Source organism: Longimonas haloalkaliphila (genome assembly GCF_055379825.1).
The window spans coordinates 362,901-386,657 of sequence record NZ_AP043948.1 but is presented as its reverse complement, the minus strand read 5'-3'; the positions used below and the strand labels follow the sequence as shown (position 1 = coordinate 386,657).

Below are 23,757 nucleotides of genomic sequence, written 5' to 3'. Positions count from 1 at the left end.
TCTTATGGACCGTCCTTCTTTCGTCGGAGCCGCGCAGGCTGTTGCTGTGCGGAGCTTGCTGATCGTGCTGCTCTTTGTCGGGTATTGGACTGCCTGGCGTCCTGCACGAACGGTCGTGCTGAACCAAGTGGCTGTTCCCGTGCTCCAATGGAGTGCCGAGCGCGAAAGCGATGTGCAGGCGAGCGCCGGACCGGCACGTCTAACGCTGCCGAGCGGACAGGAACGCGGGCTCCCAGCCCCTGCCGGTGTCCCATTTCTACTGCCAGCCCTCTTCCTTGTCGCAGCCTTTCCCCGAAAGCCCTACTGGTTTCTCTTCTGGGTCGGACACTGCGCGCTGTTTTTTCTGATCGTTGCCTTATGGAGTGGGGCCCTTATGATGTGGCCGGGAGCCGAGGCGGTAGCCGGGTTCATGCAGACATATGGCGTTGACCTTTACAGCATCGGCGTTCCCGTTGCGCTGTGGGTGTGGGAGCGTCGCCGTAGCAGCAGAAAATAGCGATTACGACCGACCTCCATTTGACTTACTTCCTTTGAACCCCGACAGGCTACGCTCCGAAAGCAGGTTCACGTCGTAGGTCCGGATGCGGCCCGACGCTTCGGTAAACCGCTGCTGTGCAGCCTGTATCATGCGATGCATGAGCCTGTCAAACGGCACGCCACTCGGCTCCCACAGATAAAACGAGAACGATCCCGGAATGGTGTTGATCTCGTTGAAGTACACGGCACCCGTGTTGCGATCCATCATAAAGTCGATACGGGCCACCCCGGCACATTCAAATAACTGGAAAATGCGCACCGCCTGCTCCTGTATAGCAGCAGTCCGCCCGCTATCTAACTCCGCAGGTATGATCCGGTCGAGCGACGCCATCCCTTCAGGGCCCCGTGCCTTCGTGCCTGACGAGCCGGCATCGTCTTCACGCATGTACTTGTCCTGGAAGGAGAGCACGTCCTCTTCAGCTGACGGAACGGGCTCCTCCAGCACGCTCGCTTCGGCTTCAGCTGGTGTGCCAAGCACCGAACAGTTGATCTCACGTAGCGCCGTTACAGCCTCCTCTACAATTACCTTACTGTCGTATCGGAATGCGTCCTCAATAGCGGCGTCAAGCTCCGTCCGTGTGTCAGCGCGATCAATACCAATTGAAGAGCCGCAGCGTGCGGGCTTCACGATGAGCGGGAGCCCCAGCGTATCCATGCACCGGTCAAGCTGCTCGTCTTCGTGGTGGGCCCATTCACTTTCGCGGAGCGCCACGAAGTCAACAACCGGGATGTCATGTAGACGACAGAGCTCTTTTGAGAGCACCTTGTCTATTCCAATTGCTGATCCGACCACACCGCTCCCGGTGTACGGCACCCCCATCGCCTCGCACAGGCCCTGAATGCTTCCATCCTCGCCGGGGCCCCCGTGCAGGCCAAGGAGCATAACGTCGATTGTTGCACGCAGTGGCGTATGCCGCATGCGCTCCCAGCGCGACTCGGCAGGTACCTCTACGATGCGCAGGGTGCCATGGCGGTTAGGATGCAGGGCTACGGGAGTGGCTTGGGCGCGCAACCTGTCCAGGTCGCGATAGGTTTCTACGTCGAGCAGCGCGTCTCCGGTATACCAGGTTCCATCTTTCGCGATATAGAGCGGGATAGGGTGATAGCGACTGCGATCGAGAGCCGCTGCAGCCTGAAGAGCCGATATGATCGATACCTCATGCTCGGGGGCAACCCCGCCCAGTACAACACCGACGGTACATGTGGAAGTGCTCACGGCAGAACGTAGCTATTAGGTGGGGGCGTATTGGTGGATGCGAGAAGTCGACGTACAGGTCAGCCCGGTATGTATCAGGTGGGTCGCACGTCAAGTACAATCCAATTGTTCTGGATCCAGTTGTACACAACAACAGCATTTCCTATGTTGCACTGTTCTCGTTCTGCATCCCATAAAACATGACACCGTGCGGCTGGCTGTGCTCTCCGACATTCATGCGAACCTGCAAGCGCTTCAGGCAGCGCTTCGCGTTGCGGAGCAGGCTGAGATCGACGCGATATACTGCTTGGGAGACATCGTGGGGTATAATGCCGACCCGGGCCCTTGTATTGATCTCGTACGCAAACACTGCGACATCGTCGTACAAGGCAATCATGATCGTGCCGTTGCAACAGGCGAAGGGGTCGAAACCCTGCCCCCTAACGCACAGGCAGCAGCCTCGTACCAACGGTCTCTGCTAACAGAGGAGCAGCTTTCGTTTTTGAAAGAGCTGCCTCTGCTTGAGGTTGTCGGTGACTGTACATTGGTGCATGCCTCCCCTGATGCGCCAAGCGCATGGAAACGCCTCTCCGCCTACCGGGATATCCGTGCGCAGTTCGACCATTTTGACACCCCGTTCTGCTTCACCGGGCATACGCACGTTCCGGCGGTTATTGCAAACACACTCGGGGTGTTTGAGGTGCGGGCGGGCCACCGGTACCTGATCAACGTAGGAAGCGTAGGGCAGCCGCGCGACCATACGCCCAAGGGAAGCATTGTGCTGTTCGATACCGAAAAGCCCTACCATCGCTGCCTTCGATTTGCCTACGATGTCGAAGGAGCCGCCGAACGAATCAAGGAAGCAGGACTGCCCGAACGGCTGGCGAAGCGAATCCACCAGGGACAATAGGTCTTTGAAGAGCAAAGACCGCACGCGCCCGCATTCGTAAACAGCCCGGTGAGCAGGGCGCGCAATCCCATTACTGATCTTTTTCTCGCATCGACAGTACACACTACGTATCCCTACTGTGTGTACATAATCAAGCTATGAAACGACTTAATTTTACGCTCGACGAAGAAGCCGTTACGCTGCTAAACGAGCTGGCTGCAACGTACTATGGCGGGAATAAGTCGCGTACGGTGCGGGCCGCTCTTGAGAGCCTGGCCACCCACACCGGCCACGACGGATGGGTGATCTCCGGGTATACGCCGACCCAGCTCGACCATGAGGCCGCGTGCCATACGTGCGGCACAACCTACGACGAAGGCGATATCCTACTGCGCCCGGTGTTTGAACGGGGAGCCAGTCCGCAGGCGCTTACGTCGATCCCGGCAGAGGAGTGGCTCGACTGTCCACAATGTGCAGAAGACCGAACGGTGTAACAGACTACAGACTCCGTGTGCAGGTGCCGTGCTGATCTCCAGGCCAGGCGTTGCACTTGCCCGGCTCGATGTGTATCGTTCACTGTAGTCCGTCTTCCTACGTATCGACTTCCATTCCGGCTGCTATGCCCACCCCCCGTGTCGGATGCGCTGCCTTCCCAACCGATCTCCCGTTTGCACGTCAGGTAGCTACAACCCGCGACTGGCCCTGCATACAGGCTGATGTCACGCGTTTTCCGGACGGCGAGATCGATGTGCAGTGGCCCGCCCCCCTGCCCCAAACGGTCGTACTGGTAACGTCGCTCGTGTCCACCCACGACCAGTCGGTGCATGACCAAATCATGCAGCTCGTATTCGGGCTCCACCAGCTCAAGGAAGCCGGGGTAGCGCGCTGCATTGGGCTGGTACCTTATCTCGGATACACGCGCAGCGACACAAAAGCCGCCCCGACAAATTTGCTTGGGCTCAAAGCAGTTGCCCGGCACCTCACGTACGCGGGGTTAGACGCGCTGCTCACCGTTGATGCGCACACGCCCGCTGCACTTCATAACGCGTTTAGCGGACCGACATGGTCGATGAACCCGGTATCGGTCATGGCCGAACAGGCAGATCGCAAACTACCGGAAGAAGCAAAGGTCGCCGTCTGTGCTCCAGATGCAGGCGCATGGAAGCGCGCCCAGGCATGGGCCCAGGCGCTCGCTACCCCGCAGCGTGGCCCCGTAGAACTGGCACTTGTGCACAAGCAGCGTATCCGTCCTGATACCGTTACCCAGAACGCTTTTATGGGAGACGTAACCGGTCGCACGGTGCTTGTTGTTGATGACATGATCAGCACCGGCGGCACCATGGCCCAGGCCGTGCAAACATGCTACGATGCCGGTGCACAATCTGTGTGGGCCGCTGTCACGCACGGACTTCTGTTAGACAACGCCCCCACACGGCTTCACACGGCCGGTCTTGAGCGGCTATTTATCGCGAACACAATCCCCGCAGATCGAGTGACAGGCACACCGATTCACAGCTGCACGCATGCCGTGGATGTGGCGCCACACTGCGCGCGAGATCTTACGGCGGTCATGACGAGAGAAGCCTTTGCTCGATCCTCGCCGCTATAGCGTCTCGCCGCGGGGTCATTACAGCCGGTCACGGCAAGAGGAAACCGGCGCCTGGTAGTTGCCTCTGTTTAGCGAAAGATCACAGCGCATCCGCATAACAGTGGAACCGGCACCCGCTCTCCTCGTTTTGCGGAAATAGACATACATAACGGGGCTATAGCTCAGTTGGTAGAGCGCTGCAATCGCACTGCAGAGGTCAGCGGTTCGAATCCGCTTAGCTCCACTGCCCCCGACCCTCGCCCGAGCCTCGTGCCCGAGCGGGGGTTTTTATATGACATGCAGGCCTCATGCTGCTACACAGCCAAAACATAGAGCCAAAACACAGGCTAACACACAATAGACAAGATACAGGAGGGAAAGCGGTGCGTGGCCGCTACATCAACGCGCATCACGGGATACGTGAGGCCCGATGCCTGCAGCATAGTCGAACCTCTATCTGTAGGAGATTCGTGTCCGGTGCCGTTGTACGGAGAACAGCCTGTATCACGAATCTCGCAGCGGGCCTTTTTAGGAGTACACCCAGAAAACACGTACAGCCGAGTCCGCATAGAGTGGACTCGGCTGCACGAGAGTGATCCTATCTGTCCGCTATGCGGCAGAACAAGGATGGTTAGAACGTTTCAAGATACCGATCCAACTCCCATCCTGATACCGAAGCAAGGTACTCCGTATACTCTACGGTCTTTGCTTCGATAAACTTCTCGCTTACATGAGAGCCGAGCGCTTCAAGAATGACATCGTCTTCCTTCAGTGCATTCACAGCCTGCCCCAGCGTGCTGGGCAGCGTTTCAATACCGCGCTCAACGCGGTCGGCCTCCGTAAAGTCATAGATGTTTTCGCGTACGGGTCCGGGGGCCTCCAGCTCCCGTTCGATGCCGTCGAGTCCAGCATGTATCATCACGGCGAGCGCCAGGTAAGGGTTGCACGACGGATCGGGCGAACGCAGTTCGATGCGCGAAGCTGCAGGAACGCGCGCAGCAGGTTTGCGGACCAGCGCTGAGCGGTTTACATCGCTCCATGCAATGTAAATAGGCGCTTCGTAGCCCGGCACAAGGCGCTTATACGAGTTCACGGTTGGGTTGCAGATGGCCGTGAGAGCAGGGGCATGCTCCAGAATACCGCCCAGGAACTGGTAGGCCTGCGTGCTCAGGTTGAACTCATCATCGTCGTCATGGAACAGGTTCGTGCCGTCTTTGAAGACCGAGAGGTGCGTGTGCATCCCCGATCCGTTGATGCCAGCAATGGGCTTCGGCATGAACGTAGCGTGCGTGCCATGCAGTCCGGCTACCGCACGCACTACAGCGCGGAACGTCGCGATGTTGTCGGCAGTGGTCAGTGCATCGTCGTACTTAAAGTCGATCTCATGCTGCCCGCGAGCCACCTCGTGGTGGCTGGCTTCGACCTCAAAGCCCATCTCTTGCAGCATGTAGATGATTTCGGCACGGATCTCCTGGGCCATGTCTTTCGGACCCAGGTCAAAGTAGCCGCCTGCGTCGTGTGTCTTTGTTGTAGCGCGCCCTTCCTCGTCTTGCTCAAAGATGAAAAACTCCGGTTCGGGCCCTGCATTGATTTCGAAGCCGTGGGCTCCGGCACGCTCAATAGCGCGATGCAACACAAACCGCGGGTCTCCAGCAAAGGGCTCGCCCGTAGACGTATTCATAACGTCGCAGATAAGCCGTGCTGATACCGTACCATCGGAGCGTCGGCTGCGCCAGGGCAGCAACGCAAACGTACTGGGATCGGGCTCCAGGCGCATGTCCGATTCTTGGATGCGCACAAATCCCTCGATTGAGGAGCCGTCAAAGTAGATCCCTTCGCTGAACGCTTTTTCCGCCTGGCCTGCCGGAATCGATACGTTCTTGACCGTGCCGAGAATGTCCGTGAACTGCAAGCGCAGGAAGTCAACGTTCTCCTCCTCAATACGCGTTAAGATGTCTGCTTTGGTCATCGTGCTTGTGTAGGGTAGTCGTGAGAAAACGAATGGGAAGAGGCAAGATGTTATCCCTCATGTTATGCCTCCTCGGTAGGGGCAAATACTTCGATCGGGCGTGTGGGCACGGTGCGCGTCTCCTTAAAAGTGCTGAGCACGATGCTCGTGGATGTGCCTGACACCCCCGGAAGGGCCTGAATACGTGACAGAAAGCGCTCCAGCGAGGTCGTGTTTTCAGTACGAATCTTAAGCACGTGCGACCCTTCGCCGGTGATAGAGTGCACTTCCAATACCTCGGTCATGGCTGTCGCTTCATCCACAAACTGAGGATAGTGCTCGGAGCCGTCTACCCCGACACGGATGAACGCGGTGATGTCAAACCGAAGACGCTTAGCATCGAGCACCGCATGATACCCCTGAATGATGCCGTGGGCCTCAAGCTTGCGCATCCGCTCGCTCACCGCCGATACCGACAGCCCGACCTCTTCAGAGATTACGTTGCGCTGGATGCGACCATCCTCCTGCAACAGCGCAAGAATCTGCGCATCAATCTCGTCAAGCGTATGGCTCATTTTTGCCCGGTTGCTTAATTATTTTTGGTCACAAGGACATTGTACGCCATTATTTTTGGCTTGTCAAGTATTAACCGAAAAAATATTCTATAAAGGAAATGGTAGCGCTTCCAGTATACTGCAGCCGACTTTCTTGAACAGTGACCTCCGAAAATAACCCTCTCGCACAAGATACCTCTGGCACTGCTGGTTCAGGGTCTGCTCGTTCCTTGACAGCTCAACCCCTTTAGGTTGTGGCGCGACCAGAGCAGATACCAGAACATAGAAAGCCCCCGAGCGAGCCGACACGGACACTCGGGGGCAAAAGTGCGACAAACTGGAAAACAGATTCTGAAAAACAGACGCTGCCCTGTCCGGTCACACGGTAAAGGACGCGGCGAACAACGTGATGACGAAACAGGACCTCGGCAGCCTATCTACTCGGCACAGGCGAGCCCCTGATCTCTGATCGCCTGTATGGAAGCGTCAGCCAGCCCGTCAACGCGCGTTAGATCATCAAGACGAGAGAAGGGGCGCGCATCTGCAATGCCCTGAGCGGTAGCCGGGCCTACGTTTGTAATGCGGACGAGCTCGTCTGGCGCTGCGGCGTTTATGTTGATGCACCGCGCGGCGATGAGCGCATCCACATCGACGGTGGGCTCTACGTCGAAGGTACCGTCAGGACGTGCGCTGATGCGAATGGTGCCGTGGGTGTCGGTGCGATACACCTCGGCCCCCACGCTATCATACAACAGCATCGCCTCGTCGTGCGGATGCCCGTAGCGGTTGTCTCCCCCAATGCCCGCCAGCACGACCTGTGGACGCAGCTGCTCGATGGCTTCACGTACATCGCCGTTGCGGCTGGCGTGGTGACTGGCCTTGTGCACCTGTACATCAGGAAACAGATCAGGGTGGTTGGCAAAAAGCCACGCAAACTGATCATGCTCAGCATCTCCATAAAAGGAAGCCTTGAACGTTCCATACGTCAGGAGCAGCCCCACGCTGTTGTCGTTGAGTCCGAGATCCTCGTCGTTGGGAGGCGGAACGATCTCAAGTTCCACCGGGCCAAACTCGATGGTCTGGCGATCCGGATCCAGCAGTTGCGAGCCAGCCGCCTCAATGGCGTCGAGATAGCGCTCGTAGGTGCGTGTGGTATGGGCTATTCCGCTGTCGATGACGAAGCGCGGCTGGTAGGCCTCGATGACATCGGGCAGCCCGCCGATGTGGTCTTCGTGCGGATGCGAGGCAATGATCATATCGATCTGCCCGATCTCAAGAGCACGAAGCTGACTCAACACATCAGCCCGCCGCGGGCCGCCATCATAGAGAACAGTCTGACCCTCGGGGCTGTGCATCAAGACCGCGTCCCCCTGGCCCACGTCAAGCATAGTGATCTGCAGCGGCGTTGCCGAAGAAGTGGCGTCGCCAGAGGCGGCATCGCCATCGGTTACTTCGGGCTCAGGAGATGCGTCTGCCGTTTCATCGGAGGGCCCCGACGCCTCACAGCCTACCCCGAAGACAAGAAGGGCGACAGCAAGAAGGATAGAAGAGAAAAAAGAGCGAGGCATCATAGCGAGATAGGGCCGTCAGGTTTGGAAGAAGATAGCTTGTTACGACGCGCTTGCAGGGTATCGCGTCGGCTCTCGGTGGCGTCGGTATCGCGCGTGAAGGTGACCGTGCTCGACTGCGCTCCGGCCTCGAGGTCGGCGTGCACTACGTCGCCCTCCGATGCTTCGGAGGGGAGCCAGGCAGTGGGTACGTCGAGCATTGTGCCATCCGGCATTTCAAGCACGGCCCAGTCGCCGTCCTCAATGCGATCAATAATGTAACGGGCAGAAGACATAGCGTGTGTGCTGTTAGCTGGATTTGACGTGAACAATGCTCATGGAAGTAACACAAGCAGAGGTACGGAGGCGGGTATACTCGGTTCACTGCGAGGGCAAGAGCGATGGAAACCGCGGGCGAGAAGGAGGTCGTGCTGCCCGGATGAAATCAACGGCTCACCGGGGCCTCAGACTTGACATTACCGCTTTTTTCAGTACCTTGATTAAATGTGGGGAAAAGTGGGGGACTTTCCCATATAGTCCAATGTAGTCCAAAAGTGCTCGCATCCCTCTGATTTGTGGATACGTTTTAAAAGCAGGACACGTTGCTGCGCCGCGCCTAACGAGCTTCATCTGGATGGTATTTAAGGGACAGGCTGAGCATACCATTGACAGTAAAGGGCGGGTTGCTATTCCAGCAAAGATGCGCAAGGTGCTCGGCGACGCAGCGCAGTCCCCATTCACGATCACGCGAGGATTCGAGCAGTGTGTTGTGCTTTACCCTGCAAAGCGCTGGCAAGCGATTGAAGACGAGATCGCTGCACTCAATATGTACAACCGGGCCACACGCGACTTCGTACGCATCATTATGATGTGGGCCGAAGACGCTTCGCTCGATGCACAGGGCCGCGTGCGGCTGCCGGGCTCGCTTGTTGACTTCAGCAACCTGCAAGACACAGCCCGCATCATTGGCGCATTCGACCACATTGAAATCTGGAATCCTGAACGTTTCCAGTCGTACCTTACCCAGCAGCCCAGCAACTACGAAACGCTGGCAGAACGCGTGATGGGCATGTAGGGCATGGGCCTCTGCCTCCACTACGTTTCGCTGCTATAACGACCGCCTTCTTTTACCATGGCCAACGCGTCTCCGAACGGTTCTGACACCCCCTCTTCAGCCTATGCAACCGCATACCACGCGCCCGTGATGGCGTCCGAAGTATGCGACAGCCTCATTACGGATGCGTCGGGCACCTACGTAGACGCTACAGCCGGTGGCGGCGGACATACCGAAGCCCTGCTCGACGCGCTCGCGCCAGACGGGCAGGTTCTTGCCGTTGACCAAGACCCCGAAGCGCTCGGAGCCGTACAAGACCGGCTTGCAGAGGCAGTGGAAGCAGGGCGCCTGCGTCTGATACGCGGAAACTTTCGCGATCTGCCTGCGCTGCTTCGAGAGGCCGGTATAGACACAGTGAGCGGACTGCTTCTCGACCTGGGCGTATCGTCCCATCAGATTGATGAGCCCGAGCGCGGGTTCAGCTTCCAGGCCGACGGGCCGCTCGACATGCGTATGGATCCGGAGTGTCGGCTTACGGCTTACGCCATCGTGAACGAATGGCCCCATGGCGATTTGGCACGGGTACTGGGGCGCTATGGGGAAGAACGCTACGCAGGGCCCATAGCTCGTGCAATTGTCGAAGCACGCCCGCTCAACACCACGGGGGAACTTGCCGAGGCCATTCGCAACGAGGTGCCGGGGCATGTGGTAACAAAAACGTTGGCACGCGTCTTTCAGGGACTGCGCATTGCAGTGAACGGCGAGCTGGAAGCGCTCGAAGCAGTGCTCGAAACCAGCCCTGACATACTGCCTGCCGGACGGCGTATTGCGGTGCTTAGTTATCATTCGCTGGAAGACCGCCGCGTAAAGCGCTTCCTGCGCGATGGCAACTTTGAGGGTACTGTGCAGCGTGATATCTACGGCACGCGCATTGCACCGTTTGCACCCATCGACGCATCGCCACAGACAGCCTCTACGGCGGAAGTGGAGAAGAACCCGCGTGCACGGAGCGCGCGGCTGCGCATCGCTGAACGGCGTGCCGACGACGCAGCAGGCCCCCCTGTGCCGTAATAACTGCATTGTGCACAAAACCGTACACCACGAACCGATATGGCTTTTTCGCGCCCTCCACGTGCGTCCAGCCCCGCCTCGTCGTCGCGCCGTTCCCCGGCACGCACGTCAGGGACCTCTGGGGCGCACGGCCAGCAGTCTCCGAATGGAAAGTCCTCAGCACGCGTATCCAAGAGTGGATGGAAGCGGCACGGCACGGCATTGCCAAGCTGGACCGACCTTGAGCATACAAATGCGCGCCGCTACGCCCCGCAGTCTGGCGAGGCTTTCCTGGAGCAGGTACCCACGTGGAAGTTTGCTCTTGCCGTCATCATCCTTGCTGCGTCGTTTACCGGGTACGTGTGGCACGTGAACGCGACCCAGCAGCTTCTGGCCGACGTGCAGCAGGCCGAAGCCGAGAATCAGTCGCTGCATATCCAGTACAACTACTTGCAAGGCGAGCGCGCCCGGCAAACGGGGCCGTCCGTTATCTACGAACGGGCCCGTGCGCTCGGGCTTGAAGAGACGGTCGCCTTTGGACCAAGCATTCCCCGGGAGGCACTCTCAGACCGCTAAACCGTTTTTCTCCTTCTTACACTGCAGTTGCCGTGAACGCCCGCGACGCAATCCAATTACGGATGTACATCGTCCTGGTCTTGCTGGGGCTTATTCCGCTGCTTGTGGCTGCTCGTATCGGACTCATTCACCTTATTGAGGGGGATGAGCTGCGTGCCCGGGGCGAGCAGCAAGCACATTCTGAGCAGGTCATTCCAGCCATGCGTGGTGCCATTCTGGATCGGCAGGGCAACGCGCTCGCCATCAACACCGCTACCTACGACATTGCGCTCGACCCGACGGTAGACGGATTCGCCGGAGTGGCCGAACGATTCTACGAGGCGCTGGCCTCAGTGACAGACCGGTCTGCAACATACTACCGCAACCGGGTGCGCTCGCGTACAAGTCCGCAGTACGTTCTGCTGCGTCGCGGGCTCGATGAGTCGCAGCGCAGCGTGATCGAGGAGTGGAGCGTGCCGGGGCTCATCGTGACGCCACGCTTTGCCCGCACATACAACCATGGCACCAGCGCCGCGCACGTTCTGGGGCACACCGGGAGCGATGGTGCAGGACTGGCCGGCTTAGAGCTGCAGTACGACGAGTACCTGACCGGGACGCCGGGGCGACGGGCCGTGCAGCGCGACCGTCGCGGACAGATCAAAGCACTGGTGGGGGGGCGCGAGGTGGCTCCGCAGCAAGGCCAGAGCCTGGTGCTTACCATCGATCGCATGTGGCAGGTAGCACTCGAAGACGAGCTGGCGCGTGGTGTGCGCGAGCAGGGCGCCTCGTGGGGCACCGCCATCGCAATGGATCCGCGCACTGGAGCAATTTTGGCGATGGCAAACGTGCCTACTTACAATCCCAATCGGGCTTCTGCGTTTTCGGATGCGCAGCGCCGCAACCGCGCGATCACGGATCGCTTCGAGCCCGGGTCGACCTTTAAGTTTGTGACGGCGGCAGCGGCGCTGGAGCAAGGCCACGTAACGCTGCAAGACACTATTGATACTGGTGACGGGTGGGCAGTTTACTCCGGCTATACCATGCGCGACATAAGCGCATACGGCGCAATCCCCTTTCGGGAAGTGCTGGCCAAGTCGAGTAACGTAGGCACCGCCGAGGTAGCAAGCCGCATCCAGCCGGGTACGCTCTACCAGTATGCCCGCAACTTTGGATTTAGCCAACCGACCTGGATTGATCTTCCGGGAGAGGTGAGCGGTGTATTGCGGCGCCCTTCAGAGTGGAGCCGAACAACACCTACGTCCATGAGCATTGGCTATGAGGTAGCAGTAACTCCTATTCAGTTACTTTCAGCCTACAGTGCACTGAGCAACGGCGGTGTGCTGGTAAAACCGCACGTGGTTGCCGAGCGGCGTGATTACAGGGGCAACACGCTGTGGAAGGCCGAGTCCGACACCATACGACGGGTCGTAGAACCGGAAACGGCAGCACTGCTTATCGAAGCGCTGCAAGACGTCGTCGAAGAGGGCACTGCTACCGCTGCTCGTATCGAAACCGTTCCCATTGCTGGAAAGACAGGAACTGCCCTTGCTGCGCAGGGCGGACAGTACACCCGAAATCAGACCCGAGCGTCGTTTGTCGGCTCTTTTCCGGCCGATGATCCTGAAGTCGCGCTGCTTGTTCTTATTGGGGCACCACAGCAGGGCATGTATGGCGGAGACGTGGCTGCTCCCATCTTCAATCGAATTATGCGCCGCTGGCTAACGACCCTTCCGGGGACCTCCGCACGCCTGATGCAGGCGGCCACGCTTCCGGAAGACACGACCGCCACGCCTCCCCCCGTACAACCCGCCACGCTTTCGGTTGACGACCCTTCGACGATGCCTGACTTCCGGGGCATCGGTATGCGAACGGCGCTCCACTGGCTGGAGGCGCAGGGGGTAGACGTTACGCTACGCGGTACAGGCGTCGTAGCACGGCAGTCTATCGAGCCCGGAGGGGCGCTCCCCGATGCAGTAACGCTCATTAGCGAGTAACGAATATGGGACTCTCGGAATCCGACATTAGATCGACCGTCCCGCCGTCATCGCGCACCGTGCGTTTTGATGCGCTCCTCGACCGGCTTCGTGCTGCCGAGGTGGTCACCGATGTAGTGCATGGCGAGCAGGTAGACGCAGATGCTACGTGCTCACTGGCGCAGGTGGCCGACGATAGCCGTAAGGTGCGCGAGGGAGCATGCTTTGTAGCGGTCTCCGGAAATGCTGCTGACGGGCACGCTTACATCGAGATGGCCATCAATCATGGCGCCCAGGTTGTAGTCGCTGAGCGGCTGCCCGAGAGCCCCGCCACCCAGTATCCTGAAGTTCGATTTGTGCAGGTGTCTAACGCGCGAATCGCGCTGGGGCATAGCGCTGCGGCCTACTACGAAGACCCTGCGCGCGAGCTGCGTATGATCGGTATCACCGGAACCAACGGCAAGACAACAACAGCATATCTTACGTACAACGGCTTGCAAGATGTTGGAGAAACCCCCGGACTAATCAGCACAGTAGAGGTGCGAACGCGTACGCTTGCTGTGAATGCAGCCCTCACAACGCCGGGCCCGCTCGAACTGCAGCGCACGCTCCGCCGCATGGTCGATGATGGATGCACGGCCTGCGTCATGGAAGTCTCCTCGCACGCACTCGACCAGTATCGCACCACGCCCATCGCATACGACGTAGCGCTCTTTACCAATCTGAGCACCGACCATATCGACTATCACGGCACCTCCGCGGCCTATCAGGCAACGAAGAAGCGCCTCTTCGATGGCCTGCCCGCAGGCGCAACGGCGATCTATAACCGTGACGACGATGCGGGGCCTGCTATGGTGGCCGACACGGCAGCTGCGATCCGGTCGTACGGTACGCACCCAGACGCCGATATTGCGATGCGCCGCGTCGACGCGCAAGCCCGAGGGCTCTCCATGCGGTTGGACGGCCGCGACGCTACCTTTCAGGTAACCGGACGCTTCAACGCGTACAACCTGGCCGCTGCGTATGGTGCACTGCGGGCCTGCGGCGCCGACGCCGATGCGGCGTGCCGTGCGCTCGAATCAGCACCTCCCGTACCCGGGCGCTTCGAACGCCTTGACCTTAAGGCTGGACCTACCGTCATTGTCGATTATGCGCACACCCCGCATGCCCTGGAGTCCATCCTGCAGACGCTTCGGCCTCTCGTGCCAGACACCGGTGCGCTGTGGTGCGTGTTCGGGTGCGGGGGCGACCGCGACACGGGCAAACGCCGCCTTATGGGCGGCATGGCCGAGACGCTGGCCGACCGTGTGATCGTGACAAACGACAACCCGCGCACCGAAGACCCCTACGCTATTCTGAACGATATCCGGCGCGGCATGAGCCGTCCGGCTGATGCCTGGTGGATTCCTGATCGCGCCGCCGCGATCGAAGAAGCCGCGCGCCGCACGTCCCCGTACGACGTAGTACTCATTGCGGGCAAAGGGCACGAAACGTATCAGATTATCGGCGACGAGCGCCACGCCTTCGACGACCGGGTTGTGGCACGACGCCACTTTGAGGCCTATCACACTTCTGGGCAGCCTGATTTATTCGATTAATCCTGTTTCTGGTCTGGCATCCCGCCCCTCTTCACACCGTACCCCACCGACTGTTCTTAGCCACCTTAATGCATGCTCTACGAACTCCTGAGCCTAATTGAGCGCACGCTCGATCCGCCGGGCTTTCAAGTCTTTCAGTTTATTACTGTACGTGCCTCGCTGGCTGCGCTCACAGCGCTCGTGATTGCGCTGTTCGCAGGGCGTCGTATCATTGTTTGGCTTGAGCGACAGCAGCTCGGCGAGCGCGTTCGCACCGGCGATGCCTCGGGCACGGTAGACCACACCCACAAAGCGGGAACGCCCACCATGGGCGGTCTAATTATCTTACTGGCTCTGCTGGGCAGCGTGCTGCTCTGGGGCGATCTGCGACAGCCATATGTATGGCTGGCCCTGGTCGCCACCGCTTGGATGGGTGCCGTAGGATTTGCCGATGACTACATCAAAACGGTGCTTAAACAGAAAGACGGACTGCCCGCACGGTACAAGGTGTTTGGCCAGGTGGGTATCGGCGTAGTCGTTGGCGCTGTGTTGTACTTCACCCCGGCCTTTGCCGAGTACAACAGTCTCACGTACCTCCCCTTCATAAAAGACTATTCGCTCGACTATTACTTCTTCCGCGACTGGGTAACAACGAGCATTGATCTCGGCTGGCTGGTATACATTCCGGTTGTCGTGTTTATCATGAGCGCCGTTTCCAATGCCGTAAACCTTACCGATGGACTTGACGGACTCGCGGCCGGCGTAACGGCGTTTGTGTCGCTCGGGCTCATGGCGCTGGTGTACGTGTCGGGAAACGTCAACCTGGCCACGTTTCTGAACGTGATGCACCTGCCCGGCACCGGCGAGCTTACGGTGTTTTGCGCCGCAATGGCTGCAGCATGCTTCGGGTTCCTGTGGTACAACGGCTATCCAGCTTCGGTATTTATGGGGGATACGGGCGCGCTTGCACTCGGTGCGGCGGTAGGTGCCGTTACGCTTATGGTGCGAAAAGAGCTGCTGCTTCCCCTGCTGGGTATTGTGTACTTTGCGGAAGCGTTATCCGTAATCATCCAGACCGGGTACTTCAAGTATACACGCCGCAAAACCGGCACCGGGAAGCGTGTCTTTCGGATGGCTCCGCTGCATCACCACTACGAAACACAGGGCACGCACGAAGCCAAAATCGTAACCCGATTCTGGATCATCACAGCGCTTACCGTTATCGCTGCCCTGCTTACGCTTCGCATCCGCTAACCGGATTGCCTGTCGGATTGCCTGTAACGTACCCGCGTCTCGTCTCGAACGCGAGGGCCCCAACCCAACAGGCTGCAAAGCCCGGCATCTCCCTATATTTTCAGACCCTGATTAATCGCCTTCCTCCACGTGCTTCGACCTATGGCTCCTTCCTTAATTGTCGGCAATCGCATCACCATTGTGGGAGGCGCTCGTAGCGGGCAAGCTGCTGTGCGTCTTCTGGGGGATGCGGGCGCCCAGCTCTTTCTGACAGAACAGGGGCCTCCCAACGACGCGGTGCTCGACGCCTTGCAGCAGTACGATGCAGCGTACGAGTTTAACGGACACAGCGACCTGGCCCTTGACGCCGACATTATGGTGCTGAGTCCCGGCGTGCCCTCTACTGCTCCACTGGTGCAGCGGGCCAAAGAGTGGGGCATACGGGTGGTGTCAGAGATCGAGATGGCATCTTGGTTCTGCGACGCTCCGATCGTGGCGATAACCGGGACCAATGGCAAAACGACCACGACCGAGCTAACAGGACATGTGCTACGCAGCGCGTTCAGCGATGATACTGAACGACGCGTTATCGTAGCCGGTAACATCGGCATTCCGTTTAGCGACCACGCCGCCGAGGCGCGCGCGAATGACATTGTGGTGCTCGAAGTGTCGAGCTTCCAGCTTGATCACGTAGACGCGTTCCAGCCACGCGTGAGCGTGCTCCTGAACATTACCCCCGACCATCTTGATCGCTACGGGAACGACGTAGACGCCTACGCGGCAAGCAAGGCACGTATCATGGCGCAGCAGAAAGCCGGTGATACGCTCGTATACAACGCTGACGATAAACGCGTAGCTGCTGCTGTAAATCGGGCGCATCCAGACAGCGCCGCAGCGCGCCCGAACGTATATGGATTTAGCCAGCAGGCCCCTCCCCAACAGGGGCTCTACGTGAGCGATGAGCAGCTCTGGCTGCGCCGGGATGGTGCCACAGATACCTCGCTTTTTGAAACAGCACACATTGCACTCCGTGGTCGCCACAACCGCTACAACGCCATGGCTGCGACGCTTGTCGCTATCGCACTCGGCGTGCCTATAGATGCAACGCGACGTGCGCTGCAGTCTTTTGAAGGGGTGCCGCATCGCCTGGAGGCCGTGCGCACGCATCGTGACGTGCTCTACGTGAACGACTCAAAGGCCACCAACGTGGAAGCCGTATGGTATGCCCTGGAAAGTTTTCAGCGTCCGGTCGTACTCATTGCCGGCGGGCGCGACAAAGGAAATGACTATGCGCCCCTCAAACCACTCGTTCGTGTCGGTGTGCGCACTGTAATCGCGCTGGGCGAAAGCGCTGACACCGTCATGCGTGAGCTTGGTCCGCAGGCTGAGGCATGCGTATACGCAACGTCGATGCGTGATGCTGTTAAACAAGCGCAGCGCCTGGCTCAGCCTGGCGACGCTGTGCTGCTTAGCCCAGCCTGTTCCTCGTTCGACATGTACGCGAACTACGAAGAACGCGGCGATGTTTTTCGGCGCCTGGTTCAGGCCTTGTAACGCGCTGTGTTGCGCACCCTGCATAGCAAAGCTACTGCCTGTAAAGTTAGAGTTAGTACGTCAGCCCCAATCCCGCTTTAACGATCCGCTCGCACCGTCGTGAAAAGACTTTTCCGCGTCCTTGCTGCCCGATTCCAGAGTCTGCCGCCGGCCGATAAGTACGTCACCTGGGTGGTGCTTGTGCTGGCTGCGTTTGGGGTGGTCGCTGTGTACAGCTCAATCACGTTCTTTGCCGAAATGCGGTCTGGTGGTAACACCGAGCTCTTTCTGGTTAGGCACCTCACGCGTGTCGTGCTTGCACTGAGCGCCATGTTCGTTGTAAGCATGATCGACTATCGGATCCTGGCACGCTACAGCCGCATCGGGCTGCTGGGCGCTCTTGGGCTACTCTTCACCGTGAAGGTTATGGGGGCGTTCTCAGAAGGGCCTGCACGCTGGCTCACCCTGGGCGGGTTTGGGTTCCAGCCGTCGGACATAGCGCGTGTCGCGCTCGTGCTCTACGTTGGCGTGCTACTGACGCAGAAGCAAGAATACATCAAAAGCTTCAGCCGCTCCTTTCTACCCGTTCTGGTATGGGTGGGGATCACGGTGGTGCTGGTTGGACTCGAAGATCTGTCTACCTCAGCCGTAATGGTCATGGCTGTCGTTGTGATGTGCTTTATTGCACGCGTTAGTACCATGCAGATCGGTGTACTGGCCATGCTGGGGCTGCTTCTGGGGGTAGGGCTGATTCTGGCAGAACCCCACCGGGCAGCGCGTGTCGAGTCCTTCATTGGCACCAACATGTTCGCATCTACCGATGCCGAATACGTGCTCGACCGGCAGGGCGAAGGCTACCAGGCCGATCAGGCCCGCATCGCTTTTGCGATGGGCGGACTTACAGGAGTGGGGCCAGGGAAAAGCGTACAGCGCGATTTTCTGCCGACCCCCTACAACGACTTCATCTTTGCCATCATTGCTGAGGAGTACGGACTGCTCGGCGCCCTGGCCCTGCTGGGCGCATTTTGCTTGCTGCTCTTCCGAGGCTTTCTGCGTATTGCCCGTGACGCGCCTGACCCCCTTGGCGCGTTCCTGGCAACGGGGTTCACCACGCTCATCGCGCTCTACGGATTTATCCATGCTGGCGTGTCGTGCGGCCTCCTTCCCGTTACTGGACTGCCCATGCCGTTTGTATCATACGGGGGCACTTCTATGATCGCCAACGGAATCATGGTAGGTATCTTACTGAACATCTCGCGACAGACGAACGCATCCAAAGAAAACACATGAGTACACGTCCGCCCCACATTCTGCTGGCAGGAGGAGGCACCGGTGGACATGTCTACCCCGCTATCGCGATTGCTGATGCCATCCGGCACGAGCATCCTGATGCCGTGGTCGTGTTTGCCGGTACGCGCCACCGGCTCGAAGCGCGTGCTGTGCCTAAAGCAGGCTATGCCTTGCACCCCATTACCGTAAGCGGATTTCAGCGCGCGTGGACATGGGATAATCTCGCGTTCCCCGTTAAACTTGTGCGCGGCGTGGTGCAGAGCTGGCGGCTCGTCGGGGCCATACAACCCGACGTGGTTGTGGGTACGGGGGGATACGTGGCCGGGCCTGTTGGACTGGCTGCCTGGATGCGTGGTGTACCTCTGGTTATTCAAGAGCAGAACGCGTATGTAGGCGTCACGAATCGCTTGCTAAGCTCGATGGCTGCGTCGATCCACGTGGCCTTTCCGGAAGCGGCCAGGCAGCTGCCTGAGCAACGTACACATCAGAGTGGCAACCCCGTACGCGAGCGGCTGCTCTCGGTCGATGCTTCGGCTGTGCGACGCCAGTATGATCTCGATGCTGCAGCAACGGTCTTGCTTGTAACAGGCGGCTCGCTGGGGAGTGCAGCGCTCAACGAGGCGGTGCGCCAGCATCACCGGGATCTGCTACAGGCGTTTCCAAACTTGCATCTGTGGTGGCAGACAGGGAGCCGCTACTACGAAACGCTCGACCGGCAGGTAGACTCACATCCGCGCTTGCGGCTGATGGAATACATTGACCGTATGGACCACGCCTATGCGGCTGCCGACCTGGCACTCTGCCGCGCCGGAGCCCTTACGTGCAGCGAGCTGCTGGCTACGGGAACGCCCTCGGTCCTGGTTCCGTCGCCCAATGTCGTAGCTGATCATCAGACAAAGAATGCGAAGAGCCTGCGCGACGCCGGGGCCGCGAAAGTGCTTGCCGAATCCGACCTGCACGATCGGCTCTTTGATGCACTCCATGCGCTACTGAGCACCCCGGACACCCGAACCGCGATGGCACGTGCTGCTCGGGCGCAGGCCCAGCCCCATGCAGCCCGCACCATTGCTCAAGACGTGCTTCGCCTTGCATCGTCCCCTTCCACTCATACCTCCGCCTCTTCATGAGTACATCGCGACGACGACAGCCCGCTCTGGGGCGCATTCGAAAAGTCCACATGGTCGGCATTGGCGGCATTGGCATGAGCTCCATTGCCGAGGTGCTCCTGAACCGGGGGTACCGGGTGAGCGGGTCAGACCTGAAAACCAGTGACGTGACCGACCACCTTGCGTCGCTGGGAGCCACTATCTACCAAGGGCACGATGCCACACAGGTGGGCGATGCCGACGTGGTGGTCTACTCGTCGGCAATCAACCCCGATGCGAATCCCGAAACACAGGCCGCCGACGAGCGGCGCATCTCGCTCATCCCGCGCGCCGAGATGCTTGGTGAGCTCATGCGCATGAAGTTTGGCGTGGGCATCGCCGGCACGCATGGCAAAACAACCACAACTTCTATGGTCGGCCTGGTTACTACGGAAGGCGACTTCGACCCGACCATCATCGTGGGCGGAAAGGTCGCGGTGTTCGGGTCGAACGCCGTCGCCGGAGAGGGCGATATTATCGTGATTGAGGCCGATGAGTATGACCGCACGTTCCTCCGCCTCACGCCTTCGCTGGCTGTTATTACGAGCATCGAGGAGGACCACCTCGATATCTACGAAGACCTCGACGACATCAAGCAGGCCTTCGTGCAGTACGCCAACAGCGTGCCCTTCTTTGGCGCTGCGATTGTCTGTCTCGACGACCCAAACGTACAGTCTATTGTAGGCCGCATTGAGCGGCGTGTGCTCACATACGGCACCACGCGGCAAGCGCAGATTCGTGCCGAAAGCGTTGCGTACGACGGACTGGAGACGCGCTTCACGGTGATGCATGGCACTGATGAGCTGGGCACGATTCGCCTGTCGGTGCCCGGGCGTTACAACATCCGCAACGCCCTGGCTGCAGTAGCTGTTGGATACGAACTTGACATCCCGTTTGCGGACATCCGAGACGGGCTCGCACGCTTTTCAGGGGTACAGCGGCGCTTTGAAAAAGTTGGCGAGGCAGCAGGCGTGACGGTCATCGACGATTATGCGCATCATCCTACCGCACTGAAAGGTACGCTGCAAGCGGCCAGTGAGGGCTTTCCCGACCGCCGTCTGGTTGCCGTTTTCCAGCCCCACCTGTACTCGCGCACCCGCGACATGCTCGATGACTTTGCGCGTTCGTTTTTCAACGCCGACCTGCTCGTCATCACCGACGTATATGGAGCCCGCGAAGCACCGATTGACGGCGTGAGTGGCCGGGTGCTGTCCGAGCGGGCTCGTGACTTTGGGCACCAGTCGGTACAGTGGGCGGCGGCGCTCGACGAACTCCCTGGGCGCCTTCTTGAGGTGACACGCTCGGGCGACGTGGTGCTTATGCTCGGTGCGGGAGACATCTGGCGGGCCAGCCGCAAATTTGTGACGGCGCTCGAAGAACGGGCGTCGGAAGAGGCAAACGTTGGAGGGGCAACCCATGAAGAGCAAGAGTCTACCGCAGCTGAAGCCCCCGACGCGTCGTCATGAACCTACCAGACTGGCTACGTATTGAGTCTCGCTCAGGCCCGTCGTTCATCGCCTCGCTGGTTGTGGCAGTGTGCGTATGTGCAGTGATTGTCGTGCTCGGGTGGCGCTGGTACGCCGGCGGCACCGTGCAGTCCATGTCGGTATCAGGAGCCACCGTGCTGACTGCGGATTCAGTGCGGGCGCTGGCCCATCTGCGCAGCGGGATGTCGCTGCGCGAGGTTGACCCCGAACGCACAACGGCTCGTCTAACACGCCACCCCTGGATTGCCGATGCACAGGTTCGCACGCATCCATTTCGTAACCACGTAGCGGTAGCGCTAGACGAGCGCACCCCGGTGGGCCGCTGGGTGGACGCGGAGGGGCGCCCTCAGTTCTATCTGGATGCACACGGATACGCCCTCCCGCTCCGTAACGATAGTGTCTTCGACGTACCCCTGGTGTACGACGACTCCATTTCGTATCATCAGCATGAGCCTGTTGCGCGACCGGAACTACGACAGGCGCTTCGTGCCATTGCCGGATCTGGAACGACCTACGACATAATTTCCGGCATCGAGATAGGGCCCGATCATGCGGTGCAGCTGTACGTTACGCATCCGCAAGGCCATGCGATGACAGTCCGGCTCGGAAAGCAGGGGTACCCAGAAAAACTTCGACGCCTCGAAGCGTTTCATACGCATGTGATCCAGCAGACTGCAGATCCGGTACGCACGATCGACCTTCGCTTTCGGGGGCAAGTGATCACCCGGCCATGACCAGTGAGTCATGGTCAGTAAGAGCACCGAATAACGCAACACATGTACGTTTCTTTCGCACCACGCATTTACACATACCATGGATGGACAGATCGTAGTGGGGGTCGATATTGGCACGACAAAAGTGTGCGCCGTAGTGGCCGCTGAAGACGAGCTTGGCGAGGTCAATATCTTAGGCATGGGCATGGCGGCCTCAGATGGGCTTAATCGTGGCGTCGTAGTCAACATCGACCGTACCGTAAACGCGGTGCGCAAAGCCATCGAGGAGGCCGAGCGAGCGGCAGGCGTGGAGGTGCACCACGTAATTGTGGGAATTGCAGGCGATCACGTACAAAGCTTCCAAAGCCATGGCGTTGTCACTATTCGCTCTGGCGAGATTACCGAGCACGACGTGCAGCGGCTACTCGAAGACACGATGCAGGTAGCGATGCCAGCCGACCGTGAGATCCTCCACGTGATCCCGCAAGAGTTCGTTGTGGACGGGCAAGATGGCGTGGCCGACCCGGTCGGGATGAGCGGCGTGCGCCTGCAGGCGAACGTTCACATCATCACCGGGCTTGTTTCGGCAGCAAAGAACATCTACCGGTGTATTGAAAAAGCTGGATTTGAGGTGGCAGACATCGTGCTCGAACCCCTCGCCTCCTCGTTTGCAGTGCTCCACGAAGACGAGAAAGAAGTTGGGGTAGCACTTATCGACATCGGGGGCGGGACCACCGATATTGCAGTATTTGAAGACAACACCATCCGCCACACGGCTGTAATCGCTGTTGCAGGTAACAAAGTCACCGATGATATTCGCAAAGGCGTGAGCGTAATGCGCGACCAGGCCGAGCAGCTAAAGCGCCAGTTTGGCACTGCGCTCGTCGACTTTGCAGATCCGAGCGAGCAGATTGAGATTCCGGGTATTGCGGGACGTCCCGAGAAGACGATCGGGCGTGATACGCTGGCTCAGGTTATTCAGCCTCGCATGGAAGAGCTGCTGGAAATTGCTGCGATTGAGATTAAGCGGAGCGGCTATGGCCGGCACCTGGGCGTTGGATGCGTGCTTACGGGAGGCGGGTCGCTGATTCCCGGCACGGCCGATCTGGCTGCTGAAGTGCTGGGCATGGAAGCACGCATCGGACGTCCGATGGGACTTGGTGGGGGACTCGTTGAGGAGGTGACCGATCCGAAGTTTTCCACGGGTGTGGGGCTGGTGCTCTACGGGATGCGGCCCGAAATCATCGGAGGCCCTACGCTGAGCGAAGACGTGGAAGCGCGAAGCAGTGCCAATGGTAAGACCGAAGGGCAGACGCTGATGGATCGCTTGGCAGCCCGCATGAAAGCGTGGTTTGACGAGCTCTAAGTAACTTCTCCAAGATTAAAAAACACGTCGCAGGGTCCGATAGCCTGTATTCGCACCGGAGAAGGCGTCGGGGCCCATGCTTGAGAACAGCAAAGGGTGCACGGGACTTTTGACGGACGTAAGCAAACGAGTCACACGTCGCTATTCCCCAAATGTGTAAAGATAGCCCAACAATATATTTTGAATAATTTGTGAACATACCAGCTCGGCATGCATAGACATCGCTCAATAATTTGGAAGCAACCGTTCTTCTCGTTACAATAGGTGTAGCATTTACACCAATTCTTAGTCATGGCTCTAAGAGCCTGTCTAGGTTTTGGCTTGTATGCGAGAGCGAGCAGCCCATTGAAGCCGCCTGCAGCGCCCCGGTCGCAGGGAGGAAATACCCCTGGGATGCTCAAATTAATAAATTAAATAGGCTATTAAAGTGCAGCGTAACACGTTGCGATACTCATTATGGCGTCTGGGCTAAGAAATTGAAGGACCGACGTTTCCTGCGGTATATTTTATCAGCCCCGCGTGT

21 protein-coding genes and 1 tRNA gene are annotated in these 23,757 nt (G+C 59.0%); 17 read left to right on the top strand and 5 right to left on the bottom strand.

Annotated elements, in window-relative coordinates:
• The first annotated feature begins 4 nt into the window (after positions 1-4).
• Complete coding sequence (locus ACZ48V_RS01485; protein ID WP_464540930.1) at positions 5-496, top strand: hypothetical protein; 492 nt, start codon at positions 5-7, stop codon at positions 494-496.
• Positions 497-499: 3 nt separating this feature from the next.
• Here the strand turns inward: ACZ48V_RS01485 and ACZ48V_RS01480 are convergent, their stop codons facing one another.
• Positions 500-1,753 carry a D-alanine--D-alanine ligase family protein gene (locus ACZ48V_RS01480; RefSeq protein WP_464540928.1) on the bottom strand — a complete coding sequence of 418 codons (1,254 nt, stop codon included), beginning with the start codon at positions 1,751-1,753 and terminating at the stop codon, positions 500-502.
• Positions 1,754-1,952: 199 nt separating this feature from the next.
• On the opposite strand from ACZ48V_RS01480, the gene ACZ48V_RS01475 reads away from it, so the two are divergent.
• From ACZ48V_RS01475 to ACZ48V_RS01460, 4 genes are all read left to right on the top strand, one after another.
• Positions 1,953-2,642, top strand: a complete 690-nt coding sequence (locus tag ACZ48V_RS01475; RefSeq protein WP_464540926.1) for a metallophosphoesterase family protein — start codon at positions 1,953-1,955, stop codon at positions 2,640-2,642.
• A gap of 137 nt (positions 2,643-2,779) precedes the next feature.
• Positions 2,780-3,115, top strand: coding sequence for a hypothetical protein (locus ACZ48V_RS01470; RefSeq protein WP_464540924.1), 336 nt, complete (start codon positions 2,780-2,782; stop codon positions 3,113-3,115).
• Between the two features lie 125 nt (positions 3,116-3,240).
• Positions 3,241-4,230, top strand: a complete 990-nt coding sequence (locus ACZ48V_RS01465) for a ribose-phosphate diphosphokinase (RefSeq protein WP_464540922.1) — start codon at positions 3,241-3,243, stop codon at positions 4,228-4,230.
• 150 nt (positions 4,231-4,380) lie between these two features.
• Positions 4,381-4,453: transfer RNA gene (locus tag ACZ48V_RS01460), tRNA-Ala, on the top strand.
• A gap of 387 nt (positions 4,454-4,840) precedes the next feature.
• Here the strand turns inward: ACZ48V_RS01460 and glnA are convergent.
• The 4 genes from glnA to ACZ48V_RS01440 form a co-directional block, all read right to left on the bottom strand.
• On the bottom strand, positions 4,841-6,178 hold the full coding sequence (glnA, locus tag ACZ48V_RS01455; protein WP_464540920.1) for a type I glutamate--ammonia ligase: 1,338 nt from the start codon (positions 6,176-6,178) through the stop codon (positions 4,841-4,843).
• A 62-nt stretch (positions 6,179-6,240) separates the two neighbouring features.
• Positions 6,241-6,732 (bottom strand): Lrp/AsnC family transcriptional regulator, encoded by a 492-nt coding sequence (locus ACZ48V_RS01450; protein ID WP_464540918.1) that lies wholly within the window; start codon positions 6,730-6,732, stop codon positions 6,241-6,243.
• Positions 6,733-7,148: 416 nt separating this feature from the next.
• Entirely contained in the window at positions 7,149-8,282 is a 1,134-nt protein-coding gene (locus ACZ48V_RS01445; protein WP_464540917.1) for an MBL fold metallo-hydrolase, read from the bottom strand.
• The gene (locus ACZ48V_RS01440) at positions 8,279-8,554 is read right to left on the bottom strand and encodes a DUF3006 domain-containing protein (RefSeq protein ID WP_464540915.1); all 276 of its coding nucleotides are present in this window, start codon (positions 8,552-8,554) and stop codon (positions 8,279-8,281) included. Before ACZ48V_RS01440 ends, ACZ48V_RS01445 begins: the two co-directional genes overlap by 4 nt.
• 338 nt (positions 8,555-8,892) lie before the next feature.
• On the opposite strand from ACZ48V_RS01440, the gene mraZ reads away from it, so the two are divergent.
• From mraZ to ftsA, 12 genes are all read left to right on the top strand, one after another.
• Positions 8,893-9,333: a division/cell wall cluster transcriptional repressor MraZ gene (mraZ, locus tag ACZ48V_RS01435; RefSeq protein ID WP_464540914.1), complete on the top strand. Its 441-nt coding sequence runs from the start codon at positions 8,893-8,895 to the stop codon at positions 9,331-9,333.
• Positions 9,334-9,390: 57 nt separating this feature from the next.
• Positions 9,391-10,383, top strand: coding sequence for a 16S rRNA (cytosine(1402)-N(4))-methyltransferase RsmH (rsmH, locus tag ACZ48V_RS01430; protein WP_464540913.1), 993 nt, complete (start codon positions 9,391-9,393; stop codon positions 10,381-10,383).
• Between the two features lie 39 nt (positions 10,384-10,422).
• Positions 10,423-10,938, top strand: coding sequence for a hypothetical protein (locus ACZ48V_RS01425; RefSeq protein ID WP_464540911.1), 516 nt, complete (start codon positions 10,423-10,425; stop codon positions 10,936-10,938).
• Positions 10,939-11,000: 62 nt separating this feature from the next.
• Entirely contained in the window at positions 11,001-12,911 is a 1,911-nt protein-coding gene (locus ACZ48V_RS01420) for a penicillin-binding protein (RefSeq protein ID WP_464540910.1), read from the top strand.
• A gap of 5 nt (positions 12,912-12,916) precedes the next feature.
• Entirely contained in the window at positions 12,917-14,488 is a 1,572-nt protein-coding gene (locus ACZ48V_RS01415) for a UDP-N-acetylmuramoyl-L-alanyl-D-glutamate--2,6-diaminopimelate ligase (RefSeq protein WP_464540908.1), read from the top strand.
• Between the two features lie 72 nt (positions 14,489-14,560).
• Positions 14,561-15,721, top strand: coding sequence for a phospho-N-acetylmuramoyl-pentapeptide-transferase (mraY, locus tag ACZ48V_RS01410; protein ID WP_464540906.1), 1,161 nt, complete (start codon positions 14,561-14,563; stop codon positions 15,719-15,721).
• A gap of 141 nt (positions 15,722-15,862) precedes the next feature.
• Positions 15,863-17,254, top strand: a complete 1,392-nt coding sequence (gene murD / locus ACZ48V_RS01405) for a UDP-N-acetylmuramoyl-L-alanine--D-glutamate ligase (protein ID WP_464540904.1) — start codon at positions 15,863-15,865, stop codon at positions 17,252-17,254.
• A gap of 99 nt (positions 17,255-17,353) precedes the next feature.
• Complete coding sequence (locus tag ACZ48V_RS01400) at positions 17,354-18,523, top strand: FtsW/RodA/SpoVE family cell cycle protein (protein WP_464540902.1); 1,170 nt, start codon at positions 17,354-17,356, stop codon at positions 18,521-18,523.
• Positions 18,520-19,650: an undecaprenyldiphospho-muramoylpentapeptide beta-N-acetylglucosaminyltransferase gene (murG, locus tag ACZ48V_RS01395; protein WP_464540900.1), complete on the top strand. Its 1,131-nt coding sequence runs from the start codon at positions 18,520-18,522 to the stop codon at positions 19,648-19,650. The genes ACZ48V_RS01400 and murG overlap by 4 nt, the downstream gene beginning before the upstream one ends.
• The gene (gene murC, locus ACZ48V_RS01390; protein WP_464540898.1) at positions 19,647-21,134 is read left to right on the top strand and encodes a UDP-N-acetylmuramate--L-alanine ligase; all 1,488 of its coding nucleotides are present in this window, start codon (positions 19,647-19,649) and stop codon (positions 21,132-21,134) included. The genes murG and murC overlap by 4 nt, the downstream gene beginning before the upstream one ends.
• Positions 21,131-21,889 (top strand): cell division protein FtsQ/DivIB, encoded by a 759-nt coding sequence (locus ACZ48V_RS01385; protein ID WP_464540897.1) that lies wholly within the window; start codon positions 21,131-21,133, stop codon positions 21,887-21,889. Before murC ends, ACZ48V_RS01385 begins: the two co-directional genes overlap by 4 nt.
• 79 nt (positions 21,890-21,968) lie before the next feature.
• Positions 21,969-23,234, top strand: a complete 1,266-nt coding sequence (gene ftsA, locus ACZ48V_RS01380) for a cell division protein FtsA (protein ID WP_464540895.1) — start codon at positions 21,969-21,971, stop codon at positions 23,232-23,234.
• Positions 23,235-23,757 lie beyond the last annotated feature (523 nt).